This is a genomic window from Bacteroidota bacterium, from assembly GCA_018831055.1.
Taxonomy (GTDB): Bacteria; Bacteroidota; Bacteroidia; order Bacteroidales; family B18-G4; genus M55B132.
Window position 1 is genome coordinate 20,736 of sequence record JAHJRE010000171.1, and the last position, 19,719, is coordinate 40,454.

Sequence of the window (19,719 nt, forward strand, 5' to 3'; positions counted from 1 at the left end):
GGAATCAGATAAGATTAATGCCGGTATAGTTCTCCGGTGTAATCTTTTTCATTTCATTTTTTATGTCAGCAGGAAGTTTCAGCTTATCGATAAAGGCATGTATAGCTTCCTTTGAAATGCGTTCATTGGTGCGGGTCAGCTCCTTCAGATGTTCATAGGCATTGGGGTATCTTTCCCTTCTCAGGATGGTCTGTATCCCTTCTGCAACAACAGCCCAGTTGTCATCAAGATCTTGCTCAAGCTTCTGCTTGTTGAGAACCAGTTTGTTCAGTCCTTTGATCAACGACCTTATGGCGATGAGCATATGGGCTATGGGAACGCCAATGTTCCGGCTGATCGTTGAATCGGTTAGGTCGCGTTGCAGCCGTGATATAGGTAGCTTAGCCGAAAGAAATTCGAATAAAGCATTGGCAATGCCCAGGTTTCCCTCCGCATTTTCAAAATCAATGGGATTAACCTTGTGCGGCATGGCCGAGGAGCCTACTTCTTCCTTGCGGATGGCCTGCTTGAAGTAATCCATGGAGATGTATGTCCACATATCTTTCGAAAGGTCTATCAGGATGGTGTTGATCCTCTTCAGGTTGTCGAAAAGGGCTGCCAGATTGTCGTAATGGTCTATCTGCGTTGTGGTTTTTGAACGGCGCAGTCCCAGGGTATTGTTCACAAAATCATCGGAAAAAGCCACCCAGTCGATGGTTGGATAAGCTACGTAATGGGCATTGAGATTTCCGGTTGCACCGCCGAATTTTGCTGAAAACGGGATGGACTGCAAAAGTTGCAACTGGTTTTTCAGCCTTTCCACAAACACCATGATCTCTTTTCCAAGCCGGGTAGGGGAGGCGGGTTGTCCATGCGTACGGGCCAGCATGGGTATATCTTTCCAGGTCTTTGCTTTTTGAGCAAGCTTCTTCTGTAACTCCAGGATCATAGGCATCAGGGTGTCATTAAAACATAACCGTGTTGCATAAGGCACGGCAGTGTTGTTAATATCCTGGCTGGTAAGTCCAAAGTGGACAAATTCGCGGTACTCCTTTAATCCCAGCTTGTCGAAGCGTTTTTTGATGTAGTATTCAACTGCTTTCACATCATGGTTGGTTGTTGCTTCGATCTGCTTGACTTCCTCTGCGTCTTTGAAGGTAAAATCCCGGCTGATGGAGCGGAGTTCTTCAAACATGGAGGTGTCAAAATTCTTTAACTGCGGCAGGGGAAGCTTGCATAAGGCGATGAAATACTCAATCTCTACAAAAACCCTGTAATTAATAAAGGCAGCTTCCGAGAAGTAATATGCCAGTGTTTCCGTTTGTTTGCGATAGCGGCCGTCTATGGGAGAAATGGCGCTAACAGTCGACAGTTCCATATACCATGTGTTTTAAAGTGACCAAATATAGGAAAGTTACCATAACTTTCACAAAATGATAACCCGATATCATTGGCTAAAAGTATTAAAAATTACAAGCGAAGTAAAGCAATTATCACGAAATTGATTATGATTTGGCAGGAAATAAAAAACCGGACCTTGTGGGTCCGGTTTTTTGGCTTTTTCACTTTTTTTAACTTAAAACTTTAAATGTGTCCTTAATCAGGTCTCCGTAGATCTCTCCGAACATAAGCATACACCAGGTGTATAATGCAAGTATCTCATCTTTCTGAAGCCATTTGAATGACTTCCTGAGTTCTTTGGAAAACAAATACTGATCGAAACTGACTTTGTCAAGGATTGTCTTCGTGTACTCTAGCATTTCTGGTTCGATTTTTTGTTAATCCTTTGTTGAGAAACGTCAATGAACGTGAAATTGTTGCTCAATTTACAACATAATTAGACTAAAGTCAATAGTTATTGATAAATTGTTGATGCATAATTTGTTGAAAAGGCTGAAAAGAATCCGATGGCTCCATTGTCGATATTGCTGGAAATATTGGCAGGCGGCCCGCTGAATAACGGAGTGTTGAACTGTATCTCTGCCTGGGCCTCCCAGATAAACTTGGCGTACTCTTCCGTAATGCTTCCTGCCTGGAATGTTATGGTATCCCCGGGGTAAACCTTTTGATCTTTCCTCGATTGATCCAGGAATCCCACTCCTATGCCATTGGTGTAGCCTCCGTTATAGAAAAGATCGTCGGATACGGATTTTTCTGACAAAGAGTCTGTTACCAGGATGCCGTTTTTGTATATGTTAAAAAGGTACCATTCACGGGTGGGAGGATCCTGGTAATAACACTTTACTACGATATAGCCTTCCTTTCCCCAGTCTTCTTCCAGTTCCAGCTCTATCTCAAGGCCTGTCCTTGAAATGGGAGGACAAAAGGTTTCGGCTGTGTAGGTTCCTTCAATATCTGAATCCTGAACACTTGCAACCAGCTTGTAATAATGGTTCTCTATGGCATAGGTTTCCTGTCGGGTAACGTAGATCCCGTCGTTTTTGCCGCTCGGGTCGAGGTCAATAACCCTGGTCATCGATGACTTATCGCTGTTCCACTCTTCAATTTTAACCTGTGCGTTTTGTACCGGAACCGGTGGGGCATTGAAGAAATAATCTGCCGAATAAGTGAGCGATATCTGGTGTTTCATGGTGTCTGTAGTGAGATAACCATATAAGACCAGTCGTTTGTTCTGTTCATCGTTCAGGTCTATCTCAACTCTTTCCGAACATGCTGTTCCCAGGATGACCAATGATATAAAGGCAGGTATAATAAACTTTTTCATGGTATTTCGTTTTTGTCGGTTAAAATCTGAAATTAAATGTCAATGAGGGGATGATCCCGAAGAGATATACATTCTCCACATAGGTATCGTATGCCTTGGTGGGATCGGACTGGTCGGGATCTTCCTGCGCAAAATTCAGCGACCACATATTATGCCTGTTGTAAACATTGTAGATGGAGAGATTCCAGTCGTACTGGAAACGCTGCCCTTTGTCTTTTCCCCTGAAAGTGACGGATACGTCCATTCTGTGATAGGGCTTATACCTGAAATCATTACGATCGGAATAAACTGGAATGACATTACCTTCTATCACTGCCCTGCCTGTCGGGATAGTGAGCGGCCGGCCCGTTTGATAGATCCAGTTGGCAGCAACGCTGAGGCGTTTGGTGATATCGTAGTTCCATACTATGGAAATATCGTTGGGCTTATCATAGGGTGCGCTGTATTTTTCCCCACGATTGATTTCCTTAATTTCTCTGAAAGCACGGGAGTAGGTATAGCTTACCCAGCCGTTCATATATCCTTTTCCTACCTGCATTTCCAGGAGTTTTACCATGAGTTCCACTCCGTACGACCAGGATTTTCCGAACCTGAGTTCTCCTTCTATTTCCTTGTTTAGCAGGAGGCTGGCGTGATCCTTGAAATCAATGGTATTTTGCATGTTTTTATAATAAACTTCCAGGGATGTTTCCAGAGCATTCTGCATAAAATTCCTGAAATAGCCTACCGCTACCTGGTCGGCGATCTGGGGTTTTACATTTGGACTTGCCGGGAACCATATGTCGAGCGGTGTGCCTGCCGTTGAGTTCTGGGCCAGCTGAATATACTGGTATGTCCTGGCATAGCTTGATTTAAAGGATGATGTTTCCGTTAGTACATAGTTTAATCCAAGGCGGGGTTCCCATCCTGTATAGGTATTATAGAAATCGAGGTCTTTCATCGACTCTTCATGGTCGTAGTCGTAATTTTCATCGAAATAATATACTGTCGTTGGTCCTATATTGTTGAACATGGAAAAGCGCAGCCCATACCTTGCCGTCAGCCTGGCTCCGATCTTCTGTTCGTTGCTGATGTATACCGCGCTTTCCAGCGCCCTGGCTTTGGGCTGGTTATATTCGGTGAAGAGGCTCTCGCTTCCTGTTCCTTTGGCTTTACCCGGATCAAAGAAATGATGGATAACGCTGGCACCTACTTTAAGGGTGTTGTTGGCGTTAAGATAATAGGTGAAGTCGGCCTTTAATCCTACATCCTCCAACTCGCTTGTCCATTCAAAGGAGTTGGGTGTGTCTTCCTCTGCTGTTCCGAGTAAATACTGGTAATTGCTGTAAATGAATGAAAAGTTGCTGAACGTTCTTTTCGAAAATAAATGATTCCATCGTATGGTCCCGGTCTGGTTTCCCAAAATCATTTTGGCAAAATCATTCTTAAAAACGTCTCTTCCGAAATATCCGGATGCGAAGATCCTGTTGTTTTCGTCGATCACATGGTTGATCTTCGCGTTGAAGTCGTAAAAATAAAGCTTGTTATCACGTATATCTTTATTATTTGAAAAAGGCAGGAAAAGGTCAGCATAGGTCCTTCGCCCTGAGGCGATAAACGATGTCTTTTCCTTAATGATCGGGCCTTCCACGGTGAGACGGGAAGATATGAGCCCGATGCCTCCGGTTACCCCGAATTTTTTGGTGTTGCCGTCTTTCATTCTTACATCCAGGACAGAAGCCAGCCTCCCTCCGAATTGAGCCGGAATATCCCCTTTGTATAGCATTACGTCTTTTACAGCATCGTTATTGAAAACCGAGAAGAATCCCAGCAGATGGCCGGCGTTGTAGACGGTTGCTTCGTCGAGCAGTACAAGGTTCTGGTCCGGACTGCCTCCCCGGACGCTGAACCCCGTGCTACCCTCAGAAGTGAATTGTACTCCTGGCAACAACTGAATGGCCCTGATAACATCCACCTCACCGAAGAGTGAAGGTATCTCACGTATGGTCCGGGCTTCAATCTTTGCAACGCTCATTTCCGGTTTTTGCAGGATCTCACCCTTTTTTTCGGCTATGATCCTTACTTCTTCAAGTTGTGTTTTTACCTGCTCGAGCTCAATATCTATTCTAATATCCTCCTTGAGCTCTAGGGCCCGTGACAACGGTTCGTAACCGATATAGGAATAGGAAATATGATAATTCCCTTTGGGCAGACTAATTGAATAAAATCCGTACACATTGGTAACCGTTCCGGTACCAAGTTCCTTTATATAAATGGTTGCGCCGATGAGATCCTCTCCACTACGGGCATCTTTTATATGCCCGCTTATGGTTTTATTATCGCGGGAGACATCATCACCGGCAAGGGCCGTGAAAAACAGAATCTGGGATAAGAAAATAAATAAAACAAATCTTTTCATGGTTATAAGATTTTTTAAATAACGGGTTAATAATCTATAAACAATTTTCCGGGTAATCGTTCATAAGAAGAACGGGGTGAGAAGTAATTTTCCTGAAACAATCCAGGATGGTACAAACAAAATGATTACTGATGGAACCAGCCGAAAACCAGGTTGATGGATCCTTCTATGCTGTTGAAATCGGATGATTCGAAGTATTTTTTCTCAACGACCTCGGTTCCCGTGTCGTAGGCATATTCTTTGTTTAGTCCGGTTACGACCCTGTATCCAACGGTGGCATTGATCTTCATCCATTTGGTCAGATTCAGCTCGGCGCCAACTTCGGGGATCATCACAAAGATCCTGTCATACACCGCATCCGTATTTTTGTTGTTGTTATGGTAATCGTTGGTGAGGGCAACCGAGCCCCATCCGAGCTTGGCCCCGGTCATGATGTGGAAAACGTGATGAGAGCTGAAGACATATCCCGTCCAGAATCCTCCATGCCCCATGAGCATCCTGTAATCATCAATGGTTTCGTTATAAACCACTTTACCGTCGATGATGACTGCTTCAGGAAGTTTCCTTGTAAGAGGTCCGTACTCATGCCGGGTAGCCACACCCTGCCCGTAACCTCCGAAAAAGAATCCCTGGTTAAAGATCAAAGCAGCCCCGCCTCCGCTGGAAACGGCGAAATCACCGTGCAATGCTGAAAATTGCGTGAAAACGGCTGCAAATGCCGAGACCTTCACGTCCTTATCCTTTCCGCTGAATAAATATTTTGTTTCCGGTTCCTGGGCAAACCCGGCCAGAGAGAACAAAACAGATAAAAATGCCAATGTGTAAATACCTGCGTGCTTTTTCATGATGCTAAAATTAATGATGTTTTGATTTGAGTGACAGAAAAAAGAAAGAGGGGTTGCAAAAAAGTGAAAATTTTAGTTGAATATCCGCAAAAAATGAGAAAACGGTGCAGGTCAAAAGTCACAAGAGGCAGGTCACAGGTTACAAGTTGCAAGTAGCAAGGATCACTCACCACCCTGCACTCTGTAACTTGTAACCTGCAACTTGTACCCAGTTCCCAGGTCCCAGTTCCCAGGTCCCAGGTTGCAAGTAGCAAGGATCACTCACCACCCTGCACTCTGTAACTTGTAACTTGCAACCTGCAACTTGTCTCCAGTTCCCAGCCCCCAGCAACCTGCCTCTATTCTCATTATCTTTGGAATAGTTTTTGACAATCTGCAACTATGGTATCCGGCATTCAGGAAAAGAAACACATTTTCAACAGTCTGTTGATTTCCGCAGTCATCATCCTTTTGATGTGGGCGGTGAAGTTTTCGGAAATGATTTTTGACATCTCTTTTGGGTTTCTGGGTGTGTATCCTCTTTCCTGGAAAGGACTTCCGGGCATCGTGCTGGCGCCTTTCGTTCATGCCGACCTTAAACATATTTCGGCCAATTCGGTGCCTCTTTTTGTTTTAATGCTAACCCTCTTTTATTTTTATCGCAAGATCGCCTTTAAAGTTTTGATCCTTATCTGGTTATTCACCGGTTTCTGGGTGTGGATAGGGGCCAGGGAAGCGTATCACATCGGTGCCAGCGGGATAGTATACGGACTGGCGGCTTTTCTGTTCATCAGCGGATTGATTCGCAAAAATCCCCGGCTGATGGCCATTTCAATGATAGTGGCTTTCCTTTACGGCAGCCTTATCTGGGGTGTCTTCCCCGAGCTTTTTCCTGAAGAAAATATTTCCTGGGAATCCCATTTGCTGGGACTGGTGGCAGGTACCTTACTGGCTTTGTATTTCAGGAAAGAAGGGCCGCAGCGCAAGCAATATTCCTGGGAGCTGGAAGAAGAGGACGAGGAGGATGAGGATGATCCCCATGCGTATTGGAAGAGAACGGTCGAGTGAAGAGAATCAGAGAGGGATTAGGGGTTAGAGGTTGGGGATCTTCTCAATACGAATTTATCAAAAAGAAACAGCAAAACAACAGTTCCCAGCCCGATGCCGGTGAAGACCATCCAGATATTGCAAGGATGGTAGGTTGTCCAGAGATAGTTTGTCAGTTCCTGGGAATTCATCTCTAAAGCATTCGCGGCAGCGCTGAAATATTCATTTTGAGTGAATGAAGTGGATATTTCAGGTAATTCAATCCCTCTTTTTGCCACTTCTTCCTGCAGCAGGCTGATCTTATCCGACATATTGGCATACACATTTCCCGACAGTATGCCAGCCAGGAAATTTCCACCGGCAAGCGGCAGGTAATAGGTTCCCATGTACATGGCCACTTTGTCTTTGGGCGCAATATTCCCGATATATTCCAGGATGCGCGGGGAACTGGCCATCTCACCAACGGCAAAAACCAGGATGGTGACGAAAAGATACATGCCGTTCTGGGTCACAAACCACAAGCCTATGCCAATAGCGCTGATCAGAAAGCCGGTGATGATTGTGTTTACGGGTTTTATTCTTTTGATCATCCAGGAAATAAGTACCTGCAATATAACAATATACAGCGCATCGATATTCACCAGCAACTCCGCGTTGATTCCTGATTCTTCGTTGGCCAGGAACCCGGCCAGCCAGGGCCACACCGAGTGAATGTTCCTGTATACGACGTTGGTATCGACCCATTGGTCGATAAAAACCGGAAGGGTGAAAAATAACTGATTGTACATAGTCCAGAATCCGACGATGATGATCAGGAAAAAGATCAGCTTAAGGTCTTTCAGGGCAGTGAAAAGATTGGCGAATATGCTTCTGATGGTTTTCCCCAATGGCTCGGATACTTTATCTCTTGGTGGTTCTTTATACAGGATGAGTACCAGCGCCAGGTTAATCAATATGGCAACAGAGGAGATCATGAATGCGTATTGCCAGTCGAGCACGCGCATTTTGGCCGCTGTAACCGGACCAAGAAAAGCGCCTATGTTCACGATCATGTAAAATATACCGAATCCGACCGTGGCGGTTTCTTTGGTGGTCGTCCTTGCTATAGTGGCCGAAATCACCGGCTTAAACAGTCCTGCCCCAAGGGCAACATACAGGAAAACCAGGAACATGCCTGCATAACTCCTGGCATAACCCATCAGGAAATAACCGCTGGCAAGGATAAGATAAGAGAGAATAAGCATGCGTTTGTACCCGAACCTGTCGGCAATGGCTCCTGTGATGGTTGGCAGAATATACAGAATGCCTACAACGGTTCCCATAAGGTACCCTTTCTGCACCTGCGTGAAGCCCAATGCTCCTTCGTCGGTGGAACCGGTCAGGTAAATGGCTAAAATAATGAAAATGCCATACCATGCCCAGCGCTCGAAAAGCTCCATGACGTTGGCAATCCAGAATGTACGGGGGAAGCGGGTTATGCCCCTTGGCTCTCTTTTCATAAAATGCATGTCCTGGTAAAGAGGCAAATATAAGGATTGTACAGCGAAAACCCTGCTTTTTTCTACTGTGCTCTATTGTGACTGTGGTTCTATTTATTTACCACAATAGGCACAACCTGTCCCGATGAAAATCGGGATTAGTTCACAATAGTTTTTTCTACTGTGCTCTCTCAATCCAGTAAATTATACTTAGTTGAGGAATAAATTCACCCCATTGGTCATATCCGGATAAACCTGATGATTTTCTGATTTCCTTAACTGTTTCTCCGTCCTTTAATTTTTGAAGAATAACAGTATTTGTTTTCAAAAGCATTTTATAATAGTTACCTAAATCATCATAGTTTACTTCTTTTCCATGTCCGCCAATATAAATCGTGGATTCGGGGAAAACATTTAATATTATTTCAAGAAATTCTAAATAACCTGGCACATTTTGGAAAACAGAAGGAAAGGATTGGGAAATAAATAAATCTCCAAGATGAACAACACCAGAATTGGGAAAATAAACCATTATGTCCTCATTAGTGTGAACACCCGGATACGGAATTATCTGTTTTTTTTCATCATCAAAATTCAAGGTGTAAATGCTATCGAATGACTTACCGTTTGAACCTTTCAGGGGCTTATTCTGTTTGGTCAAAGTTCCTTCCGTAACCAACTTTTCCAGGTTTGTATAAGAAATAATTGTGCAATTATCCCCTCCAATACTGTTTCCGGCTATGTGATCCTGGTGTAGGTGTGTGTTGATAATGTATTGAATTTCTCCTGAATCAAGTTTGATTAAATCATTTTTAAGTATTTCTATTAATTTCTCATCGCATCCGGTATCCACGAGAAGCAGGCCATCATTGCCTCTCAATACAGCGATGTTCGATCTTTCGCAATATGGGTACGTAATGCGATATACATTTTCAGTTAATTGTGCAATTTCAGGATCACCTGGTTGAGAGGCAAGCGCCCCATACGATTTGAGATATTTTATAACATCTTCTTTATGAAAAGCGCAGGCATAATCAAGTGGTGTATAATCAAGTATGTTCCTGGCATTAACATCAGTACCATTTTCAACAAGTGGTTCAATGCTTTGCATATCGGCAAACTGAACTGCATAGTGAAGGGGTGTGCTACCTTCATAGTTTTTGGCATTTATATTGGCTCCATTTTTTAGCAGAACTATTATTGCATCTGGATGTCCAAATGCCGCTGCAAAATGTAAAGGTGTTTCCTGAGCAATATTTTCACTATTTACATCTGCTCCTTTTTGGATAAGAAATTCGATTATTTCTACAAAACCTGTCCTTGCTCCATAATGAATACATGAATTGTAATTGTCGTTGGTAAATTCCAATAAGTTGGGGTTATTTTCAACCAGGCTTTTTACTTTAAGCAGATCTCCATGTAGTATTACATCGTGTATTGATTGTGAATGTAAGTTTGCTATTAAAAAGAAATAGATCATTAGGAAAAAGTGAGTTCTTTTTATTTTCATGATTCTTTTTTCAATTATTTTTTTTCGGTTCTAATTTTTCTATGGTTTTTGCTATGGCCTTATACATCTATCAATAGAAAAATTTCATGGATGATTGACTAATATGCCCATAACATCAGCCCGATGATCTCATAATTATAAAGAAATATTGATAGGGCTACAAGGGTTGATGACACAATGATTAGATATACTTTCTCAAGCTTATTTTTAATCTTCGTACTCTTCCTGAAGCTACAAATCCAAAAACCGATTATTGAAAAAAGCGAAAAGAACAATGAAAAAACAAATATTGATACACTGGCAAAGCTGACTATACCAGCATTGTTATAATCACCAAACCACACAGAAAGTGAAATTAAGCAAACTAGAAGGGAGATAATTGCAGCTAAAGGAATCAGGCGAGAAAGAAATGATATTTTTTGACGTTCTTTTTTCCACAAGATTAATATCACCCTTTTGACAGGCCAATAAAAAGTAAACAAAACAAACGATAGAATTATAAAAATGCTGAACAACAGGAATAAGCGATCAAATATAGGCTTCCAGGCAGCGTCTTTCTTGTAGAAATCCTTTCCCGAAACGGTCAACATCATTTCCCCATCCGAATTCTTGAAAAAATATAGCAACTCATAGTTTTCATTTATCCTCTTGTATGCGTTTCCTTCTACATGGATTATCGCTTTCTTTTCACTTTGAAATTCCTTACTAAACAATGTATCGTTTTCAAAAAACAATGTTTTACCGGACAAGAAGTAATTAGGAAATCTGTCCAGGTTGATCCCAAAATTAGCTTGTGAGTAATACCCGGTAATGTCATCAAGAACTAATCTGTTTTTTGGATATTCCAATGCCTTTTTCTGAGTACTATTCTCAAGTTGAATTAATGATACAACTTTTCTAACCACTTTCCAGAAATAATCAGAATTCTTATTTATCAAGACAACAATACCAACTTCTAGGTCTGGATCAAAAAGAAAAATAGAATTAAAATCAGGTATTCCTCCTCCGTGACCATATAATTTATGCCCATCTATATAATAAGAACCAAACCCTGAACCATATCCTGGCTTAAATCCTTCCTTTGCCGGGATTGATGATGATGGGAATAACATCCTGATTAAAGTTGAAGAATCAATTAGTAGATTATTATTGTAAGATCCTTTGTCTAAAAGCATTTGAACAAAGCTGGCCAAATCCCACACATTTGAGTTGAGCCCCCCTGATGGTCTCATTAAAACAGGGACAAAGTCAAGTGGATGGCCGTCATTTGTATATCCTTGCGCAAAAAGGTTATTGTTTTTATCATTTCTTAAATAAGTTGTTGAAACAGTTCCGATTTTATCTAAAATATGCTTTTGAATATAGTCTTCAAATTTCTGGCCAGTAGTTCTTTCGATGATTAATGCCAGTAAGGAATAGGCATCGTTTGAATAACTGCAAATTTCACCGGGTTTCCAACGAACATATCTGGATCTAGGATTAATAGAAAAAACTTCATTTAATGGCAGTTCCTGCTTGGATGTTGTATTATAGCCTTCATTAAAATGAACATCATCAATACTTGATGTATGCTCCAGGAGGTGAATGATTCGTACCGGATACTTTTTTCCCCATTTGTTGTTCATTTCAATTTCCGGCAATATATTTTGAACAGGATCATGAAGGTTTATTTTCCCTTCCTCAACCAATTGCATAATTGCTATTGCCAGAAAAGTTTTTGAGATTGATCCTAACCTGAAAATTGTTTTTTCAGAAACCTGGTCTTTGCTTATTATATCAGCATATCCATGTGTTCCAATCCATATGCTATCTTTAGTAATAATGGCTAATGCAATTCCAGGGATATCATATTTCCTGGTTAACTCAGCTATTTCTTTGTTTATTAAGGCAGTGTCGAATTGCAAGTTCACTGGTTGATATCCTGAGGCTTTTCCAGGAAAGGATATTATCAGCAATGCAAGCAGATTGCAATATAATGCAACAATAGGAATTAGTGAAAATAGTTTTTTCATATCAATTAATTTTCTTTTTTGATGATTTAAGGATTCGATAAAATATTACAGTTCTGACCTAAATATATCATTACCCGTCAACAACAGATTCTTTTCACTATCTAATCTGTCTTTTATCATAAACAATTTCACCATTCTTTATAATTATAGCCTGATCTTCTATGTTCATAATATTTTCAGCTGGATTACTTTTGAGTACAATAAGATTAGCCCGTTTCCCAACTTCAATAGTCCCACAGGTTTCTTCAATGCCCAATAGTTCAGCATTGGTTTTTGTACAGGCGGTAATTACCTCGATAGGAGACATCCCAATCTCATCTACCAATAGATACATTTCATCAAAAATGGTGGGTTTATCAGTCTCTTCATTTATCAGTGAGAAGTCAGTGCCTACTGCAATTTTAATTCCTTTTTGGTAAGCCTTTCTGGTAATTTCATAAGCTAGTTCGAGCTTCTCATTTAGTTCTGGTTTCTCGTCAGACAGTTCGCTAACAGTTACTTCAAACAGGTACAATGTTGGGTCAAGGATTATACCTTTTTTCTGCATATTATTTAAAATGTCATCAAGTCTTTTCGAATCTAACACCTCTTTACTCAAATCAAATGAACCTTGTGGTTGATACTGCCAATCGGTAGGATATATCAGAAATGGGGCATGCGATAAGCTATTCACCCCGGCTGAAACCAAATCCTCTGGGGTTGCAGGATAAACAAAAGCATGAGCCCAGACTTTCAGGTTTTGTTTGTTTGCTTCAGCTACTATTTTGGTTACAAGATCTGGATTCAGATAAGCATATAATTTGATACCTGTTGCACTGCAATTTTGTGCTTCAGTAACCACTTCTCCGATATCTGTATTTTCGTCAATTTGCCTTATCCAAGGTGCAGAACCCAAGGGTATTGATTCGGGAGTTGCTATTCTGGCCCGGAAATCATTTTGGATAAATTCCCTGCCAGCAAACAAACAGAATAATAAATGTCAGGAGCAAGAAGTTCCCCATTATCAATTCTGGTCTGGATATCCTTTAGGAACATAGCATCTCCGGCCATATCCCTGATTCCCATTACTCCATGTTTTAATGATTTCTGGAGTTCCTCATCAGTTATACCGCTTATATGATTATGCCCTTCAATTAGGCCAGGGATGATATAATGCCCTGATAATTCTATGATTTCACCATCTGGTAATATTTCATCGCTATCCGGACCCAAAATGGATTTTATCAATCCGTCTTCTATAATCAATGTACGATTTGGAATGGATACATTATTTTGACTTCTAATTATTACGGCATTTTTCAATATCAATGTTGGAGAGGAAAAATGGGTTATATTTTGTGCATACAGATTGGCACTTATTATAATAAAAAAGAAAACGATAGCATTTGTTAAATTTAGTTTTGTATTCATTATTTATGTTGATTTTAGTGATTAGTTTTTATTATTAAATTGCTATTATCAATCAGATACTTATATTTCTTATTCATAAGTATAGGCTTGTATTGTATTATTATAGAAAGTCGGAACAATCAACATTTTTTTTGAGGGGATGTACTCGAAATCTGCACTATACTTTCCTTTGTTTTCAGTATGCATAATCAATTTTATTGACCCTTCTTCTGAGACTTTATAAATCTTTCCTGACCATAATGAAACAAGCAATTCACCGTTATTAGCAACTTTGATCCCATCAATAAATCCTTTGGGAAACCTGGCAACTTTTGTAATATCTTTAGTGTCAAGATCAACTGCTTTAAGCCAGCTATCACCACTATTACCAAATAATAGTTTTCCCTTAAACATATAAAGAGAATTAGGGTCAAGAACTTCGTTACCTACCAGCCATTGTTCTGCTGTGCTGTCGGAAAGCTTCCATATTACATTTTTTCGTGAATCGGAAACATAAATATTCCCTTTTTCATCAATTGCAATATCATTTAAGAAAATAGAACCTGGAACGTCTATGTGCTTGATTATTTTATCATTATCCAGATCAATTTCCGCTACCTGATTTCGCTCAGCAACATAAAGTTTGTCATTATATATTGTCATCCCTAATGGATTCTTCAAACCACCAATCCATTTTAAATCAATAATTTCACCTTTTAGTGAAACTTTTGATATATGTTGATTTACATTTGGATTACCAACATTTAGCTGGTCGAAGTTGGAAACATAAAGCACATCTCTTTTAGGATCATACACAACAGATTCAGAGATATTAAATTGCTTTTCTGTTTCCCAGAGTTCGGTCATATTTTCATTCTTGTAAATCAAACTACCGTACTGAAACATGAATCCCCATCCACCCATTACTTCAACCAAACCTATGAGTAATTCATTCTTACCTCTTTTTAAAGGGAGATAGACTGCATCATGCAAACCAATTATTCCTAAAAAGGAAGGATCACGTTGAGTGTACGCACTATTTCCGAAATACATTTTTTGTCCATTCAAGAATAGCATTATCGCATCACTATATCCGAATTTCAATTCGATAAGTGAATCCTGATCGACATTAATAATGGTTTTGGCATATATTATATCTGAGGCCATCGTAATTCTGCCGTAATGATTCGCAATATTTACAAGCCCGCTTTCATCCGCTTTGATTTTCTTCCAGTTAATTTCACCCAGATTTTGCTGCGAGGGAGTCTTCTCAAAATCAACTTCCAATATTCCGAAAGGTTGAGAGATTTCCCAGTCTGAGATAAACCCAATTGGAGTGTCTTTGACAGGTGGAACATCAAAAATTACCTCATCAGTTTGGTAATAAGAAAAGTTTGAAAAATATGCGCTGTTATCTATTGGGCCGCTTAAACCAATGGAGCCATCACTATCTCCATGATATAGTTCAAAGATGTCAAAAGATGATGATAGGGTATCATTAATAAATACTCTGGCCCTTGAATCTTTAATTTCTAATTTAACATGAAACCATTCGTTTTTTGGAATGATTACTGAAGCTGTATTACCCTCTCCGTTGAAGAGTTGCCATGAATCGATTCCGTTACAGCAAGGTGTATATTGCAATGCGTCAGGATAAAGTCCGGCCCGATGCGGGCGAATATAGAAATGTTCAAAATTACCCGGAGAACTTATTCTGAAATTAATTCCAGGGTAAGATCGTCCGCCATTGACAGCCATATCGACTTCTATTATTCCATTCTTGAATTTTAAATCAGAAACTACCCCAAAACCTTTAAAGGTCTTTCGTCCAAGATAATCAAGAGTTTCACCCTGAATAATTTTAAATTGCTGCGAATTAAAATCGACATGATTTTTCTGTTGTTGTGCTTGCAAAGATACACCTGGATGCAAACCCAAAATGCAGCATATCATAATGATGTGAGTATGTAATTTCATATTATTAATTTTATTTATTATTGATCATATACTTAGTAGGTTCTATTCAAATATTGACAAAAACAGTTTATTTATGCCTGCCCCATCATTGTAATAAAATTGTCTGTTAAATGGAATCTTAAAGACTTATTTCGCCAATAACTTTTGGCCCCTGAATAAAGATTTTTGTGACTTCTCTTGGTAACTCTACAATGAGATACCTCTTAAATTTATCGTTTTTACCAACTCCAATATTTATAGAAACTTCCGGATCGGTATACCAATATTCTGTGGTTGTTCCTGTACCTCTATCGATCACCTTTGTTCCAAAAGCAACTGCTGCAGTAACCAACACCTGGCCCCTGTATTGAAACATACAATTGAACATCTTTGGGTACAATCCAAATTCTCCTTCATCATAGGATGTAATCTCTAATTTAACTTCAAATAATTGGTTGCTACGCTTATTTGCCGATATTAAGTCTCCGCTTTCGCTGGTAAAGTTCTCAATCTTTTTGACCTCGGCTATCTGAACCTCAAACTTGCCAAAGTCAAGCAATTTTTGACTAAAAATGTGAGATGCTGATAATAAAATAGCACATACGAGTAAAGTAATTTTAGTTTTCATTTTATTTATTTATTTTAGTTAATAATTAATCCATTTTTTATTACGAACTTAACTTCTTCAATATTATGAATATCATTAAGTGGGTTTTTTGTAAGTACAACAAGATTCGCAATTTTTCCTACTTCAATGGTTCCCTGTGTATTATCGATTCCCAATACTTCACAGTTGTAAATAGTAGCTGCTCTTAGAGCATCTATCGGGCTTATTCCGGTTTTTGTTACCAGAAATTCAATTTCTTCATGAAGTGGTAGATTATCAATTTCATTCCCTGGAAAGAAGATATCTGTTCCTGCAATAATCTTTACCCCTTCATCATAAGCTGCTTTTACTATTTTATAAACAGCCGAATTTAATTCGTCCACCTTTTTTCTATCTGTGTTTGAACTAAACATTTCTCTTGATACTACAATGGTAGGATCAAGATAAATGTTGTTATTCTTCATAATATCAAATAAACTTTTATTTCTGAACGAATCAGAATAAACAGGATCCAAATTTTTAGAACCGTCTTTATAATTCCAATCAGGTGGAGATAGTAAAAAATAAACATGTGAAACAACTTCAATGCCAGCATTAATAACATCTTCAGGAGTTGCAGGATAAACTTCCCAATGCGCCCAAACTTTCATATTCTGCTTTTTTGCTTCTTCTGATAATTTAGAAACTAAAGCAGCAGACAAATAAGCATAAATCTTTATTCCGGTTGCCCCACAATTTTTGGCGTCGCTGATAATTTTAATAATATTACTTGTATCATCAACAAGTCTCATCCATGGTGCTTCGCCTATCGAATAATTTGACGATGTTGATAATCGCACCCTTGAATCATTCTTTATCAACTCCTCCCCACCCATGAGAGCTGAAAAATAAATATCAGGCCCGATAAGTTCACCTGACTTAACTGCATCCTGTAACAATTTTAAATATTCTCCATCACCTGCCATGTCCCTAAGAGCTGTTACACCGTGTTTTAATGCAATTGTTAAATTTTTTTCCGGAATAGCAGTAATATGAGTGTGCCCTTCTATAAGTCCGGGAATAATATAGCACCCTTCCAGATTAAGTAATTTGGCCCCTGTATAATTCTTATCTTCAGAATGTTGATTTATTTCTTTGATTACTGATCCCTCAATCACGATATCAACATTGCTGCATAACTTACCCTTTTTCACATCAACGAAATTTGTGTTTTTTAATACAATCAATTCTGTTTCTTGAGCAAATGCAGGTAAGAAAATTAATAATCGTGCTATTATTAAAACAGCAATAAAAGTAGTTTTCTTCATTTATTATTTTCTCATTTTAGTTTTGTGGTTTTAATTCTTTTTTACATTCAGCATTTTTTTTGGCATTCTCGATATCAGGATTTAGCTTTAAGGATTTCTAATAATGTTAAAAGCGAATTCTTTTTGTCCATTTCTCATTTAGGCTTCACCTAAACCATTCAATAAATTTCCTACCATATACAAATCCGTAAATTCTCAGGAATATAGTATATTGATTTAATATCTATTTTGAAGACATCATAGAATTCATTCTGATTATATATTGGACCAATTGCTCTAAATTTTTGTGGTGTATGCGACCTTGTTAAACCTAATAATGCAAATTCAGGGGTGACTTTCTCTCTCCAAAATGCCACATATGCTAAAAAATAGTTACGAATTACATCCAGCTTTTCCTTTTCTGAATATTGTGGAAATTTATCTTTCAAAAAGAGTTGTAATGCTAATAAAGATACTTCCACTCCACCCAAGTCAGCAAAGTTCTCCTGAAGAGTAGTTTTTCCATCTACTATATAGTTCTCTTGAATTGAATATTTGTTAAACTGATTGATTAAGGAAGTATTAATATTTTCCCAATCCTTCTTAATAAATTTTTTTCCAAGCTTATCGAACGCATGAGTCATTTCATGCGCTATCGTTCTACCAATTGTTGCAAACACTTCAGCAGCACCATTCTCATTAGAGAAATTTGAAGCATATAAAGTACCTGCATATATTTTTACTTTATTTTCATTATAATTATATCTACAATCTGTCTCAAAAGGAGGCGATTCCCAATAAGGCTTTTCTGTATTTATAATGGCTTGATATTCTTCTGTTAACTCAATATTTGTTTCTAAAGAATTTGTTGAGAGTTCTGGTATTTTGGGAAGATGGGATATATCCGGAGCTCCAATTTCAAATTTCATATCTTCTAAGATTGATAGGAAGAAATCAATATTTTTCTCTTCAATATGGTTGCTATTTTCAATTTTTTGCCTGAAAGTTAAGGCCAAATATTTTATTAATTCTTTAATTTTTTCTTCTTTTTCTTTTGGTATGGTAATTTTTGAAAATATTACACCAAATATTATTGGGTAATGCTTTTGAACTAAATAAACTCTTTTTCTTTCATTGGGAATATTTTCAGCTGCACTTTTATAAAAATTTTGTAATTGAATCAATATGTATTGATTGTTCTCATCAAGTTCGTACTGTACTTTATCAGAAAGTATTTCGATCGATTTTTCAATAATTTCTTCCCAAAGTATCCCCCAATTGTTAACTACACAAACTTTTTCAGGAATAATTGTATTATCCAGCCATTCTTTGTTTGCATATTCATAGAAATCAAAAATTGTATCTTTCTTCTGAGCCAGAATAATATTTGAATTGAAAAAACAAGTTAAAGTAAAAATAATAATCATGTATTTTTTGTAATTATCACCAATATTCAGAAAATTGTGGTTTATAAAATTCATAATTTCAATTATTCTAGATTAATATTTAGATTTACTATCCCACATTGATTCATCCATTCTATGTGTAACTCCTAACTCACAGTATGGATCATCTTTGAGTGATTCAAATCAAATCGTTTTGACTAGTATAGTTAATTCCAGTGGCTTGTGTATATTATGATCTGACGAAGATGAATCTTTTAAGCCGTGAAATGCAATTATTGAGGATAAAGTCGATAATTGTGATCCTTGAGGCAGCATATTTGGAAATGAGTATCTATTATAATTCAATACTATTTAAAAATTCTATAACTGATGCGTTGAAAGCTTCAGGCTGCTCAAAAGGAATCAGATGACCGGAATTATATATAATCCTACGCTTTGCATCAGGGATTCCTGACTCAATCGCCCCTGAATGTGCATGAACATCCGGGATATCAAATTCACCAACCAAAACCAAAGTAGGTACGCTGATCTCAGAGAGAAATTTTATCGCGGTTCGTTCAGCGGGTTTCATATAATTGAATTTCTCAGCATCAACATTGATCGGATTGGCTTGTAACAATTTTAAGCATGTTTCTTTTGCCTCTAAATTTTCCGGATATATCTGATAAGGATCTTCCCTTCCAAAATATTGAATCATTTTTGGTGGACTGGCCAATAGCTTCTCCAATGAATTGACATGACCACCACGGGTCATAAAATGAGACGTATAAGAAAACCCTCCTACTATAGCACCAACTAAAACCAAGGCAGATACATTTTGGGGATATTTCAGGGTGAAATCGATGGCCAAACCACCACCGGCCGACATCCCGAACACGATAGCCTTATCTATCCTTAGCTGAACAAACAGTTGTTTTAGATCCTCAACATCTGAGAAAGGGGTAGGAGGATTAGGAGATTTACCGTAACCACGACGATCGTAGCGGACAACGCAATAACTTTTTGCAAATACGGGGAATTGTTTATCCCAAATTTCGCAGTGTATTAATCCATCATGAATTAAGATGATGTTATCTCCCTTACCAGCAATTTCGTAATATAA

Annotated in this window: 16 protein-coding genes; 1 reads left to right on the forward strand and 15 read right to left on the reverse strand. The window is 38.7% G+C overall.

All coding sequences use genetic code 11. The annotated features are described in order from the left end of the window. Window positions 1-4 precede the first annotated feature (4 nt). From purB to KKA81_11185, 5 genes are all read right to left on the reverse strand, one after another. Window positions 5-1,357, reverse strand: coding sequence for an adenylosuccinate lyase (gene purB, locus KKA81_11165; GenBank protein ID MBU2651485.1), 1,353 nt, complete (start codon window positions 1,355-1,357; stop codon window positions 5-7). A 193-nt stretch (window positions 1,358-1,550) separates the two neighbouring features. Continuing rightward, the gene (locus tag KKA81_11170) at window positions 1,551-1,739 is read right to left on the reverse strand and encodes a hypothetical protein (GenBank protein MBU2651486.1); all 189 of its coding nucleotides are present in this window, start codon (window positions 1,737-1,739) and stop codon (window positions 1,551-1,553) included. Window positions 1,740-1,834: 95 nt separating this feature from the next. Beyond that, on the reverse strand, window positions 1,835-2,704 hold the full coding sequence (locus tag KKA81_11175) for a DUF4249 domain-containing protein (protein MBU2651487.1): 870 nt from the start codon (window positions 2,702-2,704) through the stop codon (window positions 1,835-1,837). A gap of 19 nt (window positions 2,705-2,723) precedes the next feature. Next, the gene (locus KKA81_11180; GenBank protein MBU2651488.1) at window positions 2,724-5,102 is read right to left on the reverse strand and encodes a TonB-dependent receptor; all 2,379 of its coding nucleotides are present in this window, start codon (window positions 5,100-5,102) and stop codon (window positions 2,724-2,726) included. Window positions 5,103-5,227: 125 nt separating this feature from the next. Further along, on the reverse strand, window positions 5,228-5,947 hold the full coding sequence (locus KKA81_11185; GenBank protein MBU2651489.1) for a hypothetical protein: 720 nt from the start codon (window positions 5,945-5,947) through the stop codon (window positions 5,228-5,230). Window positions 5,948-6,328: 381 nt separating this feature from the next. On the opposite strand from KKA81_11185, the gene KKA81_11190 reads away from it, so the two are divergent. After that, window positions 6,329-6,994, forward strand: coding sequence for a rhomboid family intramembrane serine protease (locus KKA81_11190; protein MBU2651490.1), 666 nt, complete (start codon window positions 6,329-6,331; stop codon window positions 6,992-6,994). 17 nt (window positions 6,995-7,011) lie between these two features. Here KKA81_11190 and KKA81_11195 read toward each other — a convergent pair whose 3' ends face one another. The 10 genes from KKA81_11195 to KKA81_11240 form a co-directional block, all read right to left on the reverse strand. Then, window positions 7,012-8,472: an MFS transporter gene (locus KKA81_11195; protein MBU2651491.1), complete on the reverse strand. Its 1,461-nt coding sequence runs from the start codon at window positions 8,470-8,472 to the stop codon at window positions 7,012-7,014. 157 nt (window positions 8,473-8,629) lie between these two features. Next, window positions 8,630-9,961 (reverse strand): ankyrin repeat domain-containing protein, encoded by a 1,332-nt coding sequence (locus KKA81_11200; protein ID MBU2651492.1) that lies wholly within the window; start codon window positions 9,959-9,961, stop codon window positions 8,630-8,632. 98 nt (window positions 9,962-10,059) lie between these two features. After that, the gene (locus tag KKA81_11205) at window positions 10,060-11,973 is read right to left on the reverse strand and encodes a beta-lactamase family protein (protein MBU2651493.1); all 1,914 of its coding nucleotides are present in this window, start codon (window positions 11,971-11,973) and stop codon (window positions 10,060-10,062) included. Window positions 11,974-12,070: 97 nt separating this feature from the next. Beyond that, complete coding sequence (locus tag KKA81_11210) at window positions 12,071-12,868, reverse strand: amidohydrolase family protein (GenBank protein ID MBU2651494.1); 798 nt, start codon at window positions 12,866-12,868, stop codon at window positions 12,071-12,073. A 20-nt stretch (window positions 12,869-12,888) separates the two neighbouring features. Beyond that, window positions 12,889-13,383, reverse strand: coding sequence for a hypothetical protein (locus KKA81_11215; protein ID MBU2651495.1), 495 nt, complete (start codon window positions 13,381-13,383; stop codon window positions 12,889-12,891). A gap of 69 nt (window positions 13,384-13,452) precedes the next feature. After that, window positions 13,453-15,339, reverse strand: coding sequence for an SMP-30/gluconolactonase/LRE family protein (locus KKA81_11220; protein ID MBU2651496.1), 1,887 nt, complete (start codon window positions 15,337-15,339; stop codon window positions 13,453-13,455). 118 nt (window positions 15,340-15,457) lie between these two features. After that, window positions 15,458-15,946 carry a hypothetical protein gene (locus KKA81_11225; protein MBU2651497.1) on the reverse strand — a complete coding sequence of 163 codons (489 nt, stop codon included), beginning with the start codon at window positions 15,944-15,946 and terminating at the stop codon, window positions 15,458-15,460. Between the two features lie 14 nt (window positions 15,947-15,960). Then, on the reverse strand, window positions 15,961-17,232 hold the full coding sequence (locus tag KKA81_11230) for an amidohydrolase family protein (protein ID MBU2651498.1): 1,272 nt from the start codon (window positions 17,230-17,232) through the stop codon (window positions 15,961-15,963). A 170-nt stretch (window positions 17,233-17,402) separates the two neighbouring features. Continuing rightward, the gene (locus KKA81_11235) at window positions 17,403-18,692 is read right to left on the reverse strand and encodes a hypothetical protein (protein MBU2651499.1); all 1,290 of its coding nucleotides are present in this window, start codon (window positions 18,690-18,692) and stop codon (window positions 17,403-17,405) included. 259 nt (window positions 18,693-18,951) lie between these two features. Continuing rightward, a partial coding sequence (locus KKA81_11240) for an alpha/beta hydrolase (GenBank protein MBU2651500.1) occupies window positions 18,952-19,719 on the reverse strand: 768 nt, incomplete at its 5' end.